The sequence below is a fragment of the Amycolatopsis sp. NPDC088138 genome (assembly GCF_044741685.1).
Classification (GTDB): Bacteria; Actinomycetota; Actinomycetes; order Mycobacteriales; family Pseudonocardiaceae; genus Amycolatopsis.
This window is the reverse complement of sequence record NZ_JBIUTB010000005.1, coordinates 756,857-774,781: the sequence shown is the minus strand read 5'-3', so window position 1 is coordinate 774,781 and position 17,925 is coordinate 756,857. Positions and strand designations below refer to the sequence as shown.

19 protein-coding genes are annotated in these 17,925 nt (G+C 71.3%); 9 read left to right on the top strand and 10 right to left on the bottom strand.

The genetic code is table 11. The features are described from left to right. The first annotated feature begins 5 nt into the window (after window positions 1-5). The 4 genes from ACIOD2_RS30165 to pgl are packed head-to-tail and all read left to right on the top strand — an operon-like array spanning window position 6 to window position 4,979. Complete coding sequence (locus tag ACIOD2_RS30165) at window positions 6-1,628, top strand: glucose-6-phosphate isomerase (protein ID WP_400545260.1); 1,623 nt, start codon at window positions 6-8, stop codon at window positions 1,626-1,628. Further along, entirely contained in the window at window positions 1,625-3,148 is a 1,524-nt protein-coding gene (gene zwf, locus ACIOD2_RS30160; RefSeq protein ID WP_328615006.1) for a glucose-6-phosphate dehydrogenase, read from the top strand. Before ACIOD2_RS30165 ends, zwf begins: the two co-directional genes overlap by 4 nt. Next, window positions 3,145-4,203, top strand: coding sequence for a glucose-6-phosphate dehydrogenase assembly protein OpcA (opcA, locus tag ACIOD2_RS30155; protein ID WP_400545256.1), 1,059 nt, complete (start codon window positions 3,145-3,147; stop codon window positions 4,201-4,203). Before zwf ends, opcA begins: the two co-directional genes overlap by 4 nt. Continuing rightward, window positions 4,200-4,979, top strand: coding sequence for a 6-phosphogluconolactonase (gene pgl / locus ACIOD2_RS30150; RefSeq protein ID WP_400545253.1), 780 nt, complete (start codon window positions 4,200-4,202; stop codon window positions 4,977-4,979). The genes opcA and pgl overlap by 4 nt, the downstream gene beginning before the upstream one ends. 50 nt (window positions 4,980-5,029) lie before the next feature. Here pgl and ACIOD2_RS30145 read toward each other — a convergent pair whose 3' ends face one another. After that, the gene (locus ACIOD2_RS30145) at window positions 5,030-5,398 is read right to left on the bottom strand and encodes a VOC family protein (protein ID WP_400545250.1); all 369 of its coding nucleotides are present in this window, start codon (window positions 5,396-5,398) and stop codon (window positions 5,030-5,032) included. Window positions 5,399-5,458: 60 nt separating this feature from the next. On the opposite strand from ACIOD2_RS30145, the gene ACIOD2_RS30140 reads away from it, so the two are divergent. Further along, the gene (locus ACIOD2_RS30140) at window positions 5,459-5,908 is read left to right on the top strand and encodes a MarR family winged helix-turn-helix transcriptional regulator (protein ID WP_400545246.1); all 450 of its coding nucleotides are present in this window, start codon (window positions 5,459-5,461) and stop codon (window positions 5,906-5,908) included. A gap of 573 nt (window positions 5,909-6,481) precedes the next feature. Here ACIOD2_RS30140 and ACIOD2_RS30135 read toward each other — a convergent pair. Next, on the bottom strand, window positions 6,482-7,042 hold the full coding sequence (locus tag ACIOD2_RS30135) for a TetR/AcrR family transcriptional regulator (protein WP_400545243.1): 561 nt from the start codon (window positions 7,040-7,042) through the stop codon (window positions 6,482-6,484). Between the two features lie 125 nt (window positions 7,043-7,167). Between ACIOD2_RS30135 and ACIOD2_RS30130 the strand changes: the two genes are divergently transcribed. The 3 genes from ACIOD2_RS30130 to ACIOD2_RS30120 all read left to right on the top strand — a co-directional run bounded on the left by ACIOD2_RS30130 (window position 7,168) and on the right by ACIOD2_RS30120 (window position 10,611). Continuing rightward, entirely contained in the window at window positions 7,168-8,409 is a 1,242-nt protein-coding gene (locus tag ACIOD2_RS30130; protein WP_400545240.1) for an FAD-dependent oxidoreductase, read from the top strand. A gap of 290 nt (window positions 8,410-8,699) precedes the next feature. Further along, a complete protein-coding gene (locus tag ACIOD2_RS30125; protein WP_400545237.1) occupies window positions 8,700-9,899 on the top strand; it encodes a sensor histidine kinase in 1,200 nt (399 codons plus the stop codon). A gap of 136 nt (window positions 9,900-10,035) precedes the next feature. Further along, complete coding sequence (locus ACIOD2_RS30120) at window positions 10,036-10,611, top strand: dihydrofolate reductase family protein (RefSeq protein WP_400545234.1); 576 nt, start codon at window positions 10,036-10,038, stop codon at window positions 10,609-10,611. A 69-nt stretch (window positions 10,612-10,680) separates the two neighbouring features. On the opposite strand, the gene ACIOD2_RS30115 is transcribed toward ACIOD2_RS30120, so the two are convergent. The 6 genes from ACIOD2_RS30115 to ACIOD2_RS30090 form a co-directional block, all read right to left on the bottom strand. Then, window positions 10,681-11,025 carry an RNA polymerase-binding protein RbpA gene (locus tag ACIOD2_RS30115; RefSeq protein WP_323330437.1) on the bottom strand — a complete coding sequence of 115 codons (345 nt, stop codon included), beginning with the start codon at window positions 11,023-11,025 and terminating at the stop codon, window positions 10,681-10,683. Window positions 11,026-11,134: 109 nt separating this feature from the next. Then, the gene (gene secG / locus ACIOD2_RS30110) at window positions 11,135-11,365 is read right to left on the bottom strand and encodes a preprotein translocase subunit SecG (RefSeq protein WP_323330438.1); all 231 of its coding nucleotides are present in this window, start codon (window positions 11,363-11,365) and stop codon (window positions 11,135-11,137) included. Between the two features lie 126 nt (window positions 11,366-11,491). Then, window positions 11,492-12,277: a triose-phosphate isomerase gene (gene tpiA, locus ACIOD2_RS30105; protein ID WP_400545229.1), complete on the bottom strand. Its 786-nt coding sequence runs from the start codon at window positions 12,275-12,277 to the stop codon at window positions 11,492-11,494. Next, window positions 12,277-13,491, bottom strand: a complete 1,215-nt coding sequence (locus tag ACIOD2_RS30100) for a phosphoglycerate kinase (protein ID WP_400545226.1) — start codon at window positions 13,489-13,491, stop codon at window positions 12,277-12,279. Before ACIOD2_RS30100 ends, tpiA begins: the two co-directional genes overlap by 1 nt. A gap of 5 nt (window positions 13,492-13,496) precedes the next feature. Continuing rightward, window positions 13,497-14,498, bottom strand: coding sequence for a type I glyceraldehyde-3-phosphate dehydrogenase (gene gap, locus ACIOD2_RS30095; protein ID WP_400545223.1), 1,002 nt, complete (start codon window positions 14,496-14,498; stop codon window positions 13,497-13,499). A 319-nt stretch (window positions 14,499-14,817) separates the two neighbouring features. Next, a complete protein-coding gene (locus ACIOD2_RS30090) occupies window positions 14,818-15,999 on the bottom strand; it encodes a winged helix DNA-binding domain-containing protein (protein ID WP_400545220.1) in 1,182 nt (393 codons plus the stop codon). Between the two features lie 73 nt (window positions 16,000-16,072). Between ACIOD2_RS30090 and ACIOD2_RS30085 the strand changes: the two genes are divergently transcribed. Beyond that, window positions 16,073-16,717, top strand: a complete 645-nt coding sequence (locus ACIOD2_RS30085; RefSeq protein ID WP_400545217.1) for a LysE family translocator — start codon at window positions 16,073-16,075, stop codon at window positions 16,715-16,717. 55 nt (window positions 16,718-16,772) lie between these two features. Here the strand turns inward: ACIOD2_RS30085 and ACIOD2_RS30080 are convergent, their stop codons facing one another. Together ACIOD2_RS30080 and ACIOD2_RS30075 are read right to left on the bottom strand one after the other, a co-directional pair. Next, window positions 16,773-17,105, bottom strand: a complete 333-nt coding sequence (locus ACIOD2_RS30080) for an ArsR/SmtB family transcription factor (RefSeq protein WP_400545214.1) — start codon at window positions 17,103-17,105, stop codon at window positions 16,773-16,775. After that, window positions 17,102-17,890 carry a TIGR03620 family F420-dependent LLM class oxidoreductase gene (locus ACIOD2_RS30075; protein ID WP_400545211.1) on the bottom strand — a complete coding sequence of 263 codons (789 nt, stop codon included), beginning with the start codon at window positions 17,888-17,890 and terminating at the stop codon, window positions 17,102-17,104. Before ACIOD2_RS30075 ends, ACIOD2_RS30080 begins: the two co-directional genes overlap by 4 nt. Window positions 17,891-17,925 lie beyond the last annotated feature (35 nt).

Sequence of the window (17,925 nt, the reverse complement as noted above, 5' to 3'; positions counted from 1 at the left end):
ACGACATGACGACAGGGGAAAAGACCGGCGTCGAGATCGTGGACGCCGAACTGGCCGGGCGCGCCACGCCGCTGGCCGAGCGGCTGGTCGCCGACCAGGCCGCGTCGAAGCTGGCCGCGAAGGACGCCACGCTATGGGGACCGGACGCCGAGTCCGAGGCGTCGATCCGGCTTTCGTGGACGTCGCTGCACAAGTCGTCCCGGCCGCTGATCGGCGAGATCGAGGCCCTGCGGACCGAACTGCGGTCCGAGGGCGTCGACCGCGTCGTGCTGGCCGGCATGGGCGGCTCGTCGCTGGCGCCGGAGGTCATCACCGGCACCGACGACGTCGCGCTGACCGTGCTCGACACGACCGACCCGGGCCAGGTCGCCGACGCGCTCGCCGGTGACCTCGAGCGCACGGTGATCGTCGTGTCGTCGAAGTCGGGCGGCACCGTCGAGACCGACAGCCACCGGCGGATCTTCGCGAAGGCCTTCACCGACGCGGGAATCGACGCGGCGCGGCGGATCGTGGTCGTCACCGACCCGGGCTCGCCGTTCCAGGAACTGTCCGAAAAGGAGGGTTACCGCAAGACCTTCCTCGCCGACCCGCACGTCGGCGGCCGCTACTCCGCGCTGACCGCGTTCGGGCTCGTTCCGGCCGGGCTCGCCGGGGCGGACGTCGCCCGCCTGCTCGACCAGGCCGCCTCGGTGGCCGAGGAGCTGGCCGCGGACTCGGCAGACAACCCGGCGGTCAAGCTGGCCGCCGCGTGGGCCGCCGCGCACGAAGCGGGTGCCGAGAAGGTCGTGCTGGCCGACTCCGGCTCCGGGATCAAGGGCTTCCCCGACTGGGCGGAGCAGCTGATCGCGGAGTCCACCGGCAAGCAGGGCACCGGGTTGCTGCCGGTCGCCGTCGAAGGCACCGAAGCGCCCGGCTTCGCCGACGCGAAGGCCGACGCCACCGCGGTCGCCGTCGGCGCCCCGAAGGGCGCGGCGAAGATCGCCGTCACCGGCTCGCTCGGCGCGCAGCTGCTGCTCTGGGAGTTCGCCACGGCGCTGGCCGGCCGGCTGCTCGGGATCAACCCGTTCGACCAGCCCGACGTCGAGACCGCGAAGAAGGCAGCGCGCGCGCTGCTGGACGACCCGGAGAAGCTCAAGGGCGGCGAGACGGCGTCCAATGTGGACGGACCGGTCGAGATCTTCGGGTCCGACGGTGTGGCCACCGAAGGCAGCCTGGCCGACGTGCTCCGCGCGTTCTTCGCCTCGGCGCCGGAAGCCGGCTACATCGCGGTGCAGGCCTACCTGGACCGCCTCGACGACGCGTCGACCGAGCTGCTGCGCGGTGAGATCGCCAAGCGCACCGGCCTGCAGACGACGTTCGGCTGGGGCCCGCGGTTCCTGCACTCCACCGGGCAGTACCACAAGGGCGGGCACCAGAACGGCGTCTTCCTGCAGCTCACCGGCGCTGTCGAGCAGGACATCGACGTGCCGGAGCGCCCGTACACGCTGGGCCAGCTGCAGCACGCGCAGGCGCTGGGTGACGGCCAGGTGCTCGCCGAGCACGGCCGCCCGGTGCTGCGCCTGCACCTGACCGACCGGGCCGCGGGCCTCGCGGCCGTCGTCCGCGCGGTACAGGAGGGGGACGCATGACCTGGAGCAACCCGCTGCGCGACGAGCGCGACAAGCGCCTCCCGCGCATCGCCGGGCCGTCCAGCCTGGTGATCTTCGGGGTCACCGGCGACCTGGCCCGCAAGAAGCTGATGCCCGCCATCTACGACCTGGCCAACCGCGGGCTGCTGCCCGCGGGCTTCTCGCTCGTCGGGTTCGCCCGCCGCGACTGGGAGCACCAGGACTTCGGCGAGCTCGTGCACGACTCGGTCAAGGCGCACGCGCGCACGCCGTTCAAGGAGTCGGTCTGGAACCGGCTCGCCGAGGGCATCCGGTTCGTGCAGGGCACCTTCGACGACGACGACGCCTTCGACCGGCTCGCGCAGACCGTCCAGGATCTCGACAAGGAACGCGGCACCGGCGGCAACACCGCGTTCTACCTGTCGATCCCGCCCGGCGCGTTCCCGGTGGTGACCAAGCAGCTGGCCCGCTCCGGGCTGGCCAACGCGGACGAGAACACCTGGCGCCGCGTCGTCATCGAGAAGCCGTTCGGCCACGACCTGAAGAGCGCCGAAGAGCTGAACGCGATCGTCAACGACGTCTTCCCCGAGGAGTCGGTGTTCCGCATCGACCACTACCTCGGCAAGGAGACGGTCCAGAACATCCTGGCGCTGCGCTTCGCGAACCAGCTGTTCGAGCCGATCTGGAACGCCAACTACGTCGACCACGTGCAGATCACCATGGCCGAGGACATCGGCCTCGGCGGCCGCGCGGGGTACTACGACGGCATCGGCGCGGCGCGCGACGTCATCCAGAACCACCTGCTGCAGCTGCTCGCCTTCACCGCGATGGAGGAGCCGCTGTCGTTCGAGCCGCGGGCCCTGCGCGCGGAGAAGATCAAGGTGCTCTCGGGCACCAGCGCGATCGGCCCGCTGAGCAAGACCACCGCGCGCGGCCAGTACGCGGGCGGCTGGCAGGGCGGCACGAAGGTGCCCGGCCTGCTGCAGGAAGAGGGTTTCGCGAAGGACTCGAAGACCGAGACCTACGCCGCGGTGACCCTCGAGGTGCAGAGCCGCCGCTGGGCCGGGGTGCCGTTCTACCTGCGCACCGGCAAGCGGCTCGGCCGCCGCGTCACCGAGATCGCCGTGGTGTTCAAGCGGGCGCCGCACCTGCCGTTCGACTCGACCTCGACCGAGGAGCTGGGGCAGAACGCCCTGGTCATCCGGGTGCAGCCCGACGAGGGCATCACGCTGCGGTTCGGCTCGAAGGTGCCGGGGACCACGATGGAGGTCCGCGACGTCACGATGGACTTCGGTTACGGGCACGCGTTCACCGAGTCCTCCCCCGAGGCCTACGAGCGCCTGATCCTCGACGTCCTGCTCGGCGAGCCGTCGCTGTTCCCGGTCAACGAAGAGGTCGAGCTCTCCTGGAAGATCCTCGACCCGGTGCTGGAGCACTGGGCCAAGGAGGGTTCGCCGGAGCAGTACCCGCCGGGCACCTGGGGCCCGCCGTCCGCCGACGAAATGCTGGAGCGCACCGGCCGCAAATGGAGGCGCCCGTGATCATCGACCTGCCGTCCACCACGACTTCGGCGCTCAACAAGAAGCTGGTGGAGATCCGCGAACAGGGCGGCCAAGTCGCGCTCGGCCGGGTGCTGACGCTGGTCATCGTGGCCGACGACGACAGCCACCTCGAAGCGGCGATCGAAGCCGCCAACGGCGCGAGCCGCGAGCACCCGTCGCGGGTGATCGTGGTCGCCAAGGGCGCGCGCACCGCGTCGCCGCGCATCGACGGCCAGATCCGGGTCGGCGGCGACGCCGGTGCGAGCGAGGTCATCGTGCTGCGGCTCTACGGCCCGCTGGCCGCCCAGGGCCAGAGCGCGGTCGTCCCGCTGCTGCTGCCGGACGCGCCGATCGTCTGCTGGTGGCCCGGTGCCGGCCCGAAGGACCCGGACAAGGACCCGCTCGGCGAGCTGGCCCAGCGCCGGATCACCGACTCGGCCGCGGAGAAGAGCCCGGTCAAGGCGCTGACCACGCGGGCGAAGGCCTACGTGGCCGGCGACACCGACCTGGCCTGGACCCGGCTGACGCACTGGCGGGCCCAGCTCGTCTCCGCATTGGACCTGCCGCCGTACGAGAAGATCAGCGGCGCGACGGTGACCGGCGAGGCCGACTCGCCGTCGACCGAGCTGCTGGCCGCGTGGCTGGCCGAGTACCTGAAGGTGCCGGTCAAGCGGGTCAAGAGCTCGGGCGCGGCCGGGATCATCTCGGTGACGCTGGAGCGTCGTTCGGGCGCGGTGGAGCTGCACCGGCCCGATGGCCGCGTCGGCACGCTGACCCAGCCGGGCCAGCCGACCCGGCGGATCGCCCTGCAGCGGCGCAGCACGCAGGACTGCCTGGTCGAGGAGCTGCGGCGGCTCGACCCGGACGAGGTCTACGAGGCGGCGCTGCACGGCCTGGGCAAGATCACCTCCGGCACCAACGGCAAGACGGGCGCGCCGGCCAAGGCCGACGTCACGTCGCCGGCGGCCGCGGGCGCTGCTGCTGCTCCCGCTCCGGATTCGGCCAAGCCGGCGAAGGCCAAGGCGGGTGCCAACGGCAAGAAGAGCACTTCATGAGCAAGACCGAGGTCGTCGTCTACGCGAACCAGGACCTGCTGGCCGCCGCGGCGGCGGCCCGGCTGATCACGCGGCTCGTGGACGTCCAGGCGGCCAAGGGCTCGGCCTCGCTGGTGCTCACCGGCGGCGGCACCGGCATCGCGGTGCTGTCGGAGCTGCGGGGATCCTCGGCCCGGGACGCGATCGACTGGTCGCGCCTGGACATCTACTGGGGTGACGAGCGGTTCGTCCCGGCCGATTCGGACGAGCGGAACGAGAAGCAGGCCCGCGAGGCCCTGCTCGACCACGTCCCGCTCGACCCGAAGCGGGTCCACGCGATCGCGGCGTCGGACGGCGAGTTCGGCGATGACCCGGACGCCGCTGCTCTTGCGTACGCCGAGGTGCTGGCTTCCCAGGCGGGCCCGGAGGACCACGGCGACGTGCCGTCGTTCGACATCATGCTGCTCGGCCTGGGCGGCGAAGGGCACACCGCGTCGGTGTTCCCGGAGTCCCCGGCGGTGCACGAGACCACGCGGACGGTGGTGGCGGTGCGGAACTGCCCCAAGCCGCCGCCGACGCGGGTTTCGCTGACGCTCCCGGCGATCCGCCGGGCCCAGGACGTCTGGCTGATGACGGCGGGCGAAGCGAAGGCCGACGCGGTGGCGCTGGCCCTGTCGGGAGCGGGCGAGGTCCAGCTCCCGGTGGCGGGGGCCCGCGGGCACCGCAGGACCCTGTGGCTGCTCGACCGCACCGCGGCGGGCAAGCTCACCAAGGTGTACCAGCCACCGACGGCTTAGTCGTTTCCCGTGAAGGCCTCCTGCCCCTGGGCAGGGGGCCTTCACTGTTTTCACGCACGGTCGTGAAGGGTGATCTGGTAGCCGTCGGGGTCGGCGAAGGTGAACGTCCGGCCGAAGGGGCCGTCGATCGGCGCGGCGACGATGGTGTGGCCGTCGGCGGCGAGCGCGTCGTGGATGGCCTGGACGTCGGTGGCGTGCAGCCAGATCGCGGCACCGATGCCGGGCTGGGCGACGGAGGCGAGATCAGTGCCGGGAACGACGTCGCGGAGCGCGAACGCGATCGGCTTCGTCTCGAAGACGACGGCGTGCGGCGGCCCGGCCGGCGAGCGGACGAGGCCGAGGTACTGCTCGTAAAACGCCTGCGAAGCGCCAAGATCGCGCGCCTGAAGCGAAATGAAGTCGGGTCCGGTGACGGGCATTGATGCTCCTTCTGTCGTGTCAGTCTTCTGACACGCGTCAATCTATGTCAGAATACTGACATGAGTCAAGACGGTGCCGGCGTCGACCTGGAGACGTCACTGGGTTACCTGCTGAAAGAGGCGTCGAGCGCGCTTCGGGTGGCGATGGAGGAGGTGCTGCGGCCGCTCGGGATGACCGTGACGCACTACTCGTGCCTCGAGCTGCTGGCCCAACGCCCGGGGTTGTCGAACTCCGAACTGGCCCGGGGCGCGTTCGTCACCCGGCAGTCGATGAACGTGCTGCTCCAGAACCTGGAACGGGAGGGCCACGTGACCAGGCCGGCGGCGGCACCCGTCGGGAAGGTGCTCCCCACTCGGCTCACGCCCCGCGGACGGCGGAACCTGGAGAAGGCTTCGGCGGCGGTCCGGTCTGTTGAGGTCAGGATGCTGGCCGGGCTCGGTGAGGCCGAGCAGGCGGGTGCGTTGCGGATTCTGCGGAGCATGATCCATTCCCTGCGGGAGGGCGCCTAGCTCGGTCTTCGGCGCATGTCTCATCGCGCTCGGGTCCCCTTATCCGCGATGAGCCGGAAACCGGGAGCAGCTCAGGTCAGTCGCACCCTGGGCCAGGCTCAGTGAGGCCGAGCAGTCAGGCGCGTTGCAGACTCTGCGGAGCACGATCCACTCCCTGCGCGAGGGCGCCTAGCTCAGTCCCCAGCGCACGCCTCATCGCGCTCGGATCCCCTATCCGCGATGAGCCGGAACCCGGGAGCGGCTCAGGTCATCCGCGCCCCGGGCCGGGCTCAGTGAGGCCGAGCAGTCAGGCGCGCCGGAATCTGCGGAGCATGACCCATTCCCCGCGCGAGGACGCCTAGCTCGATCACCGACACACGCCTCATCGCGCTCGGATCCACTTATCCACGATGAAGCCGGAACCCGGGAGCAGCTCAGGTCATTCGCACCCTCGGCCGACATCGCCGCGGCGGGCTACATTCCGAGCACCGCCGCTTCCCCAGCCGTTCACTCCGTGCCGTAGCAGCAACCCGCGCGACCGCTACCCCGGTCCAGCCGTTCACTCCCGCGCGTTCTCGGCCGCTCCCTGGCCGTTCACTCCGTGCGCCAGCCGCGCTCCAGGCGGGCGAAGATCTCCTCCGCCGCGCGGCGGGGGTTTTCGTGGGCCGCGATCAGCTCTCGTGACGCCAGCGCGAAGCGGGCCAGCGCCGCGCACGCCACGTCGTTCTCCGGGGCGCCCGACCCCTCCGCGATCGCGCGGGCCAGCGCCGTCTCGTGGCGCATCCACATCCGCCTGCTGTACTCGCGCAGGGCCGGGGTGCTTTCGATGAGCCGGAGGAACGCGTCGTCCGGGCTTTCGGCCACGTCGACCAGGATGTGCTTGCGCAGCGCGTCCACGATCGTGTGCCCCGGCGGCCGGCCGCGGACCGCGTCGACCAGCGCCGTCTCGATGTCGGCCTCCTGGTCGAACACCAGGGCTTCCTTGCTGGGGAAGTGCTTGAACAGCGTCGTCACCGAGACGTCGGCCGCGTCGGCGATCTCCTTGACCCCGACCTGGTCGAAGCCGCGCGCGAGGAACAGCTCGAGCGCCGCGTCGGCCAGCGCCTTGCGGGTCTGCGCCTTCTTGCGCTCACGGCGCCCGATCACTTCCGTCATGCCCTCAGCCTACGTGATGGTGAACTCACTTTGAAAGTGTAATCATTGCACTTTCGTAGTGACTCTGGTTTCCTGGGTTCATCGCCGCCGGAACGACCGGCGGCCCGAACTTCCCGGGGGAAGCCATGAACACCAGCGCCGGCAACACCACGAGCACCACAAGCATCACCAGCACCAGCGACACCAGCAGCAGTAGTGACACCGCCAGCACCAGCAGCAGTAGTGACACCGCCAGCACCATCAGCACCAGTGACACTGGCAGCACCACCAAGATCGCCGTCGTCGGCGCCGGGCTCGGCGGGCTCGCCTGTGCCCGCGTCCTGCAGCTGTACGGCCTCGACGTCACCGTCTTCGAGCAGGAGGCCTCGGCCGATGCCCGGCCTCAGGGCGGCACCCTCGACATGCACGGCGACACCGGCCAGGTCGCCCTCCGCACGGCCGGCCTGTACGAGACGTGGCGCGCGCTCGCCCGGCCCGAAGGCCAGCAGATGCGCGCGGTCGACCCGCACACCACGAAACTCCTCATGGACGAGATCCCCGCCGCGGACGACGAGTTCAAGCCCGAGATCGACCGCGGCCAGCTCCGCGGCATCCTGCTGGACTCGCTCTCCCCCGGCACCGTCCGCTGGGGCCGCGCCACCCAGGACGTCACGCCGCAGCCCGACGGCACCGCCCGGCTGCGCTTCACCGACGGCGCCACGGAGGACTTCGACCTGGTCGTCGGCGCGGACGGCGCGTGGTCCCGCGTCCGCCAGAGCCTCACCGGGGTCCGGCCCGAGTACAGCGGCGTCGCGTTCGTCGAGTTCGGGCTCGACGACGCCGACCGGCGTCACCCGGCCCTGGCCGCGTTCACCGGCCAGGGCACGATGGTCGCCAAGACCGGCGGGAACGCGATCTTCGCCCAGCGCAACAGCAACGGCCACATCCGCGGCTACGCCGTGTTCCACGCGCCGGAGGACTGGCACGCCGGCTTCACCTTCACCGACACCGCCGCCGTGCGCGCGACGCTGCTGGAGCGATACGCCGGCTGGCACCCCGGCCTGCTCGGGTTCCTGCGCGACAACGACGGCGAGTTCACGCACCGGCCGCTGTACGTCCTGCCGGTGCCGCACGCCTGGACGTCGACCCCCGGCGTCACGCTGCTCGGCGACGCCGCGCACCTGATGCCGCCGCTCGGGGTCGGCGCGAACCTCGCCATGCTGGACGGGACCGAGCTGGCGACCGCACTGGCGACGTCGCCGGCCGTCGCGGAGGCGGTCCGGGTCTACGAGGCCCGGATGCTGCCGCGGTCGATCGAGACGGCGGCCGCGTGCCGAGAGGGTCTCGTCCACCTACTGGGTGACGAGGTCCGGCCGGCGGCGGCCTGACGACCTATGCCGGGCGGCCACGGAGAGGTAACGTGATTCCCACGATGTGGTCGTCCCGGTGCACGCTCGGCAGTGAAAGATCCACTGTCAGTAGTGCGTCGGCGGTGCCATCGCCCGAACGGCGCAAGCGAATGCGAAATCCGGACGCCAAAACACCAACGGCGCGTGAAACTTACCGTCTTCCCACGCAACCTCGTTAGCATCCGCACATTTGTTCTCTCCTGCGCGTCCCGATCGGGCCCTGAGCACCTCTCACCATCAAGTCCACAAGACGAATGGGGTCGCCAGCGATGAGTACAGAGGGACTCTCGATTCCAGGCATCTCGATCGCCGGCTCGGGGCCGTCGGCCGCCGACCGGGTGCGAAGGCGTGGTCTGAGCGCGTTCGGGTCGCTCCCCCGCCCCGCTGTGGTCATGTTCGCCATCGAGGCGGCCGCGGTCATCCTGGCCGTGCTCGACGTCTGGCTGGTGATCCCCGAGAAGGCCCAGCCCTACTCGATCTACCTGTCCGGCGCGGCCTGCCTCGCCGTGGTGTTCCGCCGCAAGTTCCCGTTCCTCGCCGTGCTCGTCGCGGTCCCCGGCTTCCTGGCCGGCTGGGCGCAGCTGGCGAGCATGATCACGCTCGGCATGCTCGCCACCCGCCGTCAGCTGCACTGGCAGACCTGGGTCGGCGCCGCGCTGGTGTGGACCTGCCGGTTCGTGCAGTGGCCGCTGGAGGACTTCGTCCAGCTGAGCTGGCGCGAGCACATCCTCGACGGCATCTACGGCGTGCTCGTCGCCGGCATGCCGATCGCGATCGGCATGCTCATCGGTGCCCGCACCGAGGTCGCGAACAAGCTCGCCGAGCTGGCCACGAGCCGGGACCGCGAGCGCCGCTTCCACGCCGACGCCGTCCGCGCCGAGGAACGCGCCCGGCTGGCCCGCGAGATGCACGACGTCGTGTCGCACCAGATCACCCTGATCGCGATGCAGGCGGGCGCGCTGCAGGCCCAGACCACCGACGAACGATCACTGGAGACGGCGCAGGTCATCCGCGGCCTGAGCAAGCGCACGCTCGAGGAGCTGCGGTCGCTGGTCAGCGTGCTGCGCGCCGGTTCGGAGGACGACGGCCCGCGCCCGGGCATCAACGAGCTCGACCGGCTGATCCGCACGTCCGACGTCCCGGTGCACCTGACGGTGGAGCACCTGCCGGACGCGCTGCCCAACCAGGTCTCCGCGGCGGCGTACCGGACGGTGCAGGAGTGCCTGACCAACGTCCACAAGCACGCCCCGGGCGCGACGGCGACCATCCGCATCCAGGGTGAGCACGGCGCGCTCAAGATCGAGGTCCGCAACGAGCGCGCCCGCCGCACCGGCGAGTCCCTGCCTTCGGGCGGCCACGGCCTGACCGGGCTGGCCGAGCGCGCCCGCCTGCTGGGCGGCAGCTTCGAGACCTCGGGCACCGAGGACGGCGGCTTCCGGGTGCGGGCCCGGTATCCGCTGAGCCTCTGACCCGGTCCACCGCCGGCACGGCTCCGCCCGGGCTTCCGTGAAGAAGTCCGGGGAGCTGTGTCGGATCGGGGCGAGGGCGTTCGTAGCAGGGATGAGGCCGCACCACGCGCGGCCCGCTTCCCCGCAAGGAGACACCATGACCGCCACCTACACCTTCGACGTCTTCTCCACGCTCGACGGCTTCGCCAACCACAAGGGCGACTGGGGCGGCTACTGGGGCAAGCAGGGCCCGGAACTCCTCGCGCACCGCGCCGCCGCCTACCGCGACCCGCTGCGCATGGTGCTCGGGGCCACGACCTACTCGTCGAACGCCCCGTTCCTCGCCCCGGGCACCGACCGCACTCGGTTCGACGGGTGGATCACGCGCATGTTCGAGTCCCCGGTCACGGTGCTCTCCAGCCGGCTGACCGAGCCGCTCGACTGGCCCGGCACCACCATCGAGCCCGGTGCCGCCGCCGAGGTGGTCACGCGGCTCAAAGCCGAATCCGAGGTGCCCCTGCGCTCCCACGGCAGCCTCGCCCTCAACCGGGCGCTGCTCGACGCCGGCCTGGTCGACGCCATCGAGGTGACGGTCTTCCCCGTGCTCTCCGGGGCGACCGGCGTGGACCGGGTCTTCGACGGGGTGGGCGACTTCGACCTCGAGCTGCTCGAGGCCCGGACCTTCGACGGCGACACCCAGGTGCTGACCTACCGGCCGACCCGGCACGGCTGAGGCGTCCAGACGCGCGAAAAACCACCTCGAGGGGTCCTCGTCCCTCGGGGTGGCTTCCGGCGGTGACGCTTAGATGATCTCCCGGCGCTGGCGCAGACGCTCGAGGGCTTCGGCGAGGATCGCCTCGCCGTCGGCGTCGCTGCGCCGCTCCTTCACGTACGCCAGGTGGGTCTTGTAGGGCTCGGTCCGGGGTGCGGCCGGCGGGTTCTTCTCGTCCTGCCCGCCGGGAAGCCCGCAGCGGGGGCAGTCCCACTCGTCGGGGATCTCTGCCTCCATCGCGAACGACGGACGGGCTTCGTGCCCGTTGGCGCACCAGTAGCCGACTCGGCGCCGTGGCGCCGACTCACCTCGTTCCGATTCGCCCGTAGGTCCGGCACCCACCCGGGTGCCCCGAATCGCGTTACCGCCAACCATGAATCCTCACACCTATGGAATCGGCGGCGCGCCCCCCAATAGGCACGCCGAATCGCTGCGCACCCCGCTGGTGGGACCCGGTCTCGATCGCCGGCGGGAGCGCCGGACGTCACACCTTGAGCAGCAGGCCCAGCCCGATGATGCTGATCAGCCACACCGCGCCCAGCAGCAGGGTGATCCGGTCGAGGTTCTTCTCGGCCACGCTCGACCCGGCCAGGCTCGACTGCATCCCGCCACCGAACAGCGACGAAAGGCCACCGCCGCGCCCGCGGTGCAGCAGAACCGCCACCACGAGGAACACGCTGGAGACGATCAACAGGATTTGCAGGAACAGCTTCATGTCATCCTCTGGGCTCTAGGAGAATGCAGGGGCACGGCATGGTCGTGACGACCACCACCGTACCCCTGGACTCGTCCACTGCTGTGTGACGGACCGGATACACAGGTTACCCGGTCGTGGCCTCGATCAGGGCAGCGGCCCGCCCGCGGCGAGTGCGCAGAGTTTCGTGAACTCGTCGCCGTCGAGGCTCGCTCCGCCGACCAGGGCACCATCGACGTTTTCGCAGGCCACCAGGTCACTGATGTTGTTCGCCTTCGCCGAGCCGCCGTAAAGCACCCGGACGGACGAAGCGACCTCGTCGCCGTACTTCTCGGACAGGGTCGCCCGGATGGCCTTGCAGACCTCTTCGGCGTCCGCGGGGGTAGCGACCTTGCCGGTGCCGATCGCCCAGACCGGCTCGTACGCGACGACCACGCCGCCGACCTGCTCGGCCTTGAGGCCCTTGAGGCCGTCGACCAGCTGCTCCGTGGTGTGTGAGATGTGCTCGCCGGCCTCGCGGACCTCGAGCTTCTCGCCGATGCAGAGGATCGGCGTGATGCCGTGCTTGAGCGCGGCCTTGACCTTCTTGTTGACCAGCTCGTCGGTCTCGGCGTGGTATTCGCGCCGCTCCGAGTGCCCGACGGTGACGAACTTGCAGCCCAGCTTGGCCAGCATCACGCCCGACACCTCACCGGTGTAGGCGCCCGAGTCGTGCGAGGAGATGTCCTGCGCGCCGTAGGTCAGCGACAGCTTGTCGCCGTCGACCAGGGTCTGCACGCTGCGGATGTCGGTGAACGGCGGGAGCACCGCCACGTCGACCTTCGCGTAGTACTTCTCCGGCAGCGCGAAGGCGATCTTCTGCACCAGCGCGATCGCCTCGAGGTGGTTCTGGTTCATCTTCCAGTTGCCGGCGATGAACGGCTTGCGTGCCACTAGTTCTTCTCCTCCAGAGCGGTCACGCCCGGCAGTTCCTTGCCTTCGAGGTACTCGAGCGAGGCCCCGCCTCCGGTGGAGATGTGCGAGAAGCCGTCCTCGGGCAGCCCGAGCTGGCGCACCGCGGCCGCGGAGTCACCGCCGCCGACCACGGTGAACGCGTCGCTCTTGACCAGGGCTTCGGCGACGGCACGGGTGCCGCCGGAGAACGCCTCGAACTCGAACACGCCCATCGGGCCGTTCCAGAACACGGTCTTGGCGTCGGCCAGCTTGCTCGCGAACAGCTCGCGCGTCTTCGGGCCGATGTCCAGGCCCTCGCGGTCGGCCGGGATGGCCGTGGCCGCGACGACCTCGTGCTCGGCGTCGGCCGAGAACCCGGTCGCGGCGAGGACGTCGACCGGCAGCACCAGTTCGACACCCCGCTCCTCGGCCTCGGCGAGGAAACCCTTCACCTGGTCGAGCTGGTCGGCCTGCAGCAGCGAGTTGCCGACCTCGTGGCCCTGGGCCTTGAGGAAGGTGTACGCCATGCCGCCGCCGACGAGCAGCCGGTCGACCTTGGTCAGCAGGTTCGCGATGACGCCGAGCTTGTCGGACACCTTCGCGCCGCCGAGCACGACCACGTAGGGCCGCTGGACGTCGTCGGTCAGCTTCTTCAGCACGTCCAGCTCGGCCAGCACGAGACCGCCCGCGTACGCCGGGAGCACCGAGGCGACCTCGTAGACCGAGGCCTGCTTGCGGTGCACGACGCCGAAGCCGTCGGAGACGAACGCGCCGCCCGGGACGAGCGCGCCCAGCTCGGCGGCCAGCTCGGAGCGGTCCACGGCGTCCTTGCTGGTCTCGCGCGCGTCGAAGCGCACGTTCTCCAGCAGGACGACACCACCGTCGGCCAGGCCGGCGGTCAGCGCCTTGGCGGACGCGCCGACCAGGTCACCGGCCAGCGCGACGTCGGCGCCGAGCAGCTCGGACAGGCGGGCGGCGACCGGGGCCAGCGTGTACTTCGGGTCCGGCTCGCCCTTGGGGCGGCCGAGGTGCGCGGTGACGACGACCTTGGCGCCCGCCTCGGCGAGCTTCTGGATCGTCGGCAGCGCGGCGCGGACCCGGCCGTCGTCGGTGATGCGGTCCCCGTCGAGCGGGACGTTCAGGTCGGAACGCACGAGTACGTAGCGGCCCTGAACGCCCTCGCCCAGCAGGTCGTCGAGGTTCTTGACGGTCATCCGGCTCAGAGCTTCGAGCCGACGAGCTTGATCAGGTCCGCGAGGCGGTTGGAGTAGCCCCACTCGTTGTCGTACCAGCCGACGACCTTGACCTGGTTGCCGATGACCTTGGTCAGCGGCGAGTCGTAGATGCAGGACGCCGGGTCGGTGACGATGTCCGAGGACACGATCGGGTCGACCGAGTAGCGCAGGATGCCGGCCAGCGGGCCGTCGGCCGCGGCCTTGTAGGCGGCGTTGATCTCCTCGACGGTGGCGGACTTCTTCAGCGTCACCGTGAGGTCGGTGGCCGAGCCGGTCGGGACCGGGACGCGGAAGGCGAAGCCGTCCAGCTTGCCCAGCAGGTCCGGCAGCACCAGGCCGATCGCCTTGGCGGCGCCGGTCGAGGCGGGCACCACGTTCAGCGCGGCGGCGCGGGCGCGGCGGAGGTCCTTGTGCGGGCCGTCCTGCAGGTTCTGGTCCTGCGTGTACGCGTGGATCGTGGTCATCAGGCCGTGCTCGATGCCGAACGAGTCGTTGAGCACCTTGGCCAGCGGGCCGAGGCAGTTCGTCGTGCACGAGGCGTTGGAGATGATGTTCTGCGAGCCGTCGTACTTGTCGTCGTTGACGCCGAGCACCACGGTCAGGTCCTCGCCCTTGGCGGGCGCGGAGATGATGACCTTCTTGGCCCCGCCGGCGATGTGCGCCTTGGCGGCGTCGGCGTTGGTGAAGAAGCCGGTGGACTCGACCACGACGTCCACGCCCAGGTCGCCCCAGGGCAGGTTGGCCGGGTCGCGCTCGGCGAGGGCCTTGATGGTCTTGCCGTCCACGACGATGCCCTCGTCGCTGACGCTGACCTCACCCGGGAACCGGCCCAGGATCGAGTCGTACTTCAGCAGGTGGGCCATGGTGGCGACGTCGCCGAGGTCGTTGAAGGCGACGACCTCGATGTCGTGGCCGCTGGCCTGCACGGCGCGGAAGAAGTTGCGGCCGATGCGGCCGAAGCCGTTGACACCTACGCGAACGGTCACTGCTGCCACTCCTCTGAGGATCGGCCGGGAGTCCCGGCCGTGACTTGCGGGCTCGCGGGCAACCCTAGCGTGCGGGCATGCGCGTCCCTGACTGCCCTGACGAGACTTCCACCACTTGGCGAACGGGTCAAGAATCGATTAAGAAGCGAGCGGGTGATCAGGCCCGGAGTTCACGCGTTCGTCATCCGGACCACGGCGGACCAGGCAGGCTCGCGGTCCGCCGGTTCCGGCTGGCCGCGCGGGGTGCGGCTGCCTCGCCGGCTGGTACTGGGCCGCGGGTGCGGTGAGCGACTCGATCGATCAAGTTCCCGTCCTCCCCTCACCCGGCCAGCTCGCGTTCGAGCGGCGTCCGGAACCGCGGGATCACCCGGACCACGCCGAACCACTTCGCGCAGCGGTCCGCCGCCGCCTCCACCGCCGCTTTCTCCTCCGTGGAGACGTCCTCCAGCAGCCGGAACACCACCTCGCCCGACTCACGCTGGGCCCAGCCGCCGACGATGCGGCCGTTCGCCCAGACCGTCGGGCCGACGTTGCCGAAGCGGTCGAACAGCGCCGCCTTGTGCTCGCCGAGGAACCAGTCGCGGTCCTGCCAGCCCATCGGGGTCGGGTCGAGGCACGGGAGGAACGCCGCCCAGGTCGGCGGCTCGGGCACCGGTTCGACGTCGTCGGCCAGCGCCACTCCCGGCACGCCGCCGAGGTCGACGTCTGCCGTTTCGAGCTCGGCCAGCGCCTTCCTCGTCTGGCCGAGCGTCCAGCCGGTCCACCAGCGCAGGTCCGTCAGCGGAGCCGGGCCGTACGACCGCAGCCAGCGCCGCGCCAGCTCGACGCGCGCCTCGGCGGCGCTCCACGGGGCCAGCCCGCTCGCCACCCACTCGTCCAGGGGATGCCAGACGTACTGGGTGCTCAGCCAGGTGCCGCGCGGGCGGCCGCGGACGATGCGGCCGTCGACCGCCAGCTGGAACAGCACCCGGCTGGTGACGTTGCCGATCGCCTCGTACGGCTTGCCCTTCGACATCTGCAACCGTTGCCGCAGCCGGGGTTCGGCCTCGCTCAGCTGTTGCGCGGTCGCCGAGCCGAGCCCGCGCAGCTTGGCCTCGACCGCCGTTTCGACGTCGGCCAGCCACTTCCCCGGCTCCGGCACGTTCTCCGGGTAGCCCTGCTGCCCGAGGTGCTGCTCCAGCAGCCGCCGCTGCTTCGCCGCGATGTCCGCCGAACAGCCGGCCTGCACGAGGGCCGCGGTCTCCAGGCCGGTGACGAACACCGTGCGGCGCATGCCGAGCAGCCGCAGCACCGTGCGGTCGTCGTAGAGCGCGCGCTCGACCTCGGCGATCGCGGGCCCGTCGAGCCGGGCGGCCGCCGAGAGGTGCACGGTCGCCGGGTCGGTGGCGTGCAGCGCGACGACCCCCGCGACGGCGTCCTCGACCGTGGCCGCGGGCGCGGCGAGGTGGTGGCGGACGCCGAGGCGGGCCCGGCGCTGGGCGGTGGAGATCTCGAGAGGCACCCGGAATTCCTACCACCCGGCACCGACGAAAACGCGTGGTCACCCCGCCGGCCACGGCGTTAGCCTCGCGGGCATGGTCTCCAGCGCGCACCTCGCGGCGTTCGCCGCGCTGACGTTCCTGATGGTTGTCGTCCCCGGGCCGAGTGTGCTGTTCACGATCAGCCGCGCGCTGACCGTCGGGCGGCGGGACGCGCTCCTCACCGTCCTCGGCAACTCGGCAGGCGTGTACACGCAGGTCGTCGCGGTCGCGTTCGGCCTCGGCGCGCTCGTGACGACGTCGGCCGCGGTGTTCACCACGATCAAGATCGCCGGCGCGGCCTACCTGGTGTACCTGGGGATCCAGGCGGTGCGGCACCGCCGCCGGCTGACCGACGCGATGGCCGCGCAGGTGCGCACGGCACCCGGCCGGGTGATCACCGTGCTGCGTGACGGCTTTGTCGTCGGCTTCGCGAACCCGAAGTCGATCGTGTTCCTGGCCGCCCTGCTCCCCCAGTTCGTCGACCCGGCCGCCGGTTCGGTGCCGGCGCAGATGCTGGTGCTCGGGCTCTGCCTGCCCGCGATCGCGCTGGCCACCGACAGCGCCTGGGCGCTGGTCGCGGGCACGGCGCGGGCCTGGTTCGCCCGCTCGCCGCGGCGGCTGGAAGCGGTCGGCGGCACCGGCGGCCTGGTGATGATCGGCCTGGGCACCACCCTCGCCTTCACCGGCCGGGGCGACTGACGCGGATGTGCCGTGAAGGCCACCTTGAGGGACTCTGAGTCCCTCAAGGTGGCCTTCACGGCTTTGCGGCCGGGTCCCGTAGGACCAGGGCTAGGAGGCCGGGGAAGGCGGCGTCGAATTCGGGGCGGCGTAGGCGGTTCAGGCGTCGCGGGCCGTCGTCGCGCTGTTCGATCAGGCCGGCCGCGCGCAGCACCGCGAAGTGGTGGCTGCGGGTCGCCTTCGCCACCGGGAGGTCGAACGTGCCGCACGCCTTCGTCCACTCCGGCACGGCCGCGAGCTCACGCAGGATGCTGCGGCGGACGGGGTCGGCGACGGCGGCCAGTGCCTCCTGCAGCGACACCTCCGCCGGCGGCGCGTGCGTGAGCCCGCGAGCGCGTGCCGTCGTCACCGCAGGGCCTCCGCCAGCGCCGGCCACCACTCGCGGGGCAGGTCGCCGGCCGGGACGACGACCTGGTCCGCCCCCGCCGCGCGGTACTCGCGCAGCCGGGCCACGACCGTGTCGAGGTCGCCGCGCACCGTGAGCCCGTCGACCAGCCGGTCGGACAGGTCGGTGATGTCCGCGTCGGTGAAGCCCATGCGGCGGAAGTTGTTCGCGTAGCCGGGCATCCCGGCGAGGAACCGCAGCGAGCCGTTACGGGCGCGCTCGCGGCCGGCGGCGGGGTCGGTCTCCGCGACGACGCTCAGCAGCACCACCAGCTGCTTGCCCGCGCCGAGGATCTCCCGCGCCGACGCGACGTAGTCCGTCGTCACGAGGAACGGGTAGGCCCCCGACGCGCGGTCGCGCGACAGCTCGAGCATCTTCGGGCCGAGCGCGGACAGGATGCGCGCCGACGCGGGGACGGTGTCGTCCAGCTCGTCGAGGTAGTCGTTCAGCGTGGCGAAGGGCCGCGGGCCGTGGGCCCCGCCGAGGCCGACGACGAACCGCCCGGCCGGCAGGTCCGCGTACGCCCGGGCCACGTCGGCCGACGGCACCCGGTCGACCGGGAGGATGCCGCTGGCCACCGGGATCTTCGCGGTCCCGTGGATCACGTCGGCGATCAGCGGCAGGTTGCTGGCCTGCCCGCCCGGCAGCCAGACCGTGCCGTACCCCAGCTCCTCGAGCTCGGCGGCGGCCGCGACGGCCTCCGGCCCGGTCGTGTTCAGTGCGGCGCCGAGCGCCCCCAGGTTCGTCATGCGCGGGTGAACCCCGGACCGCCGCCCGATGTTCC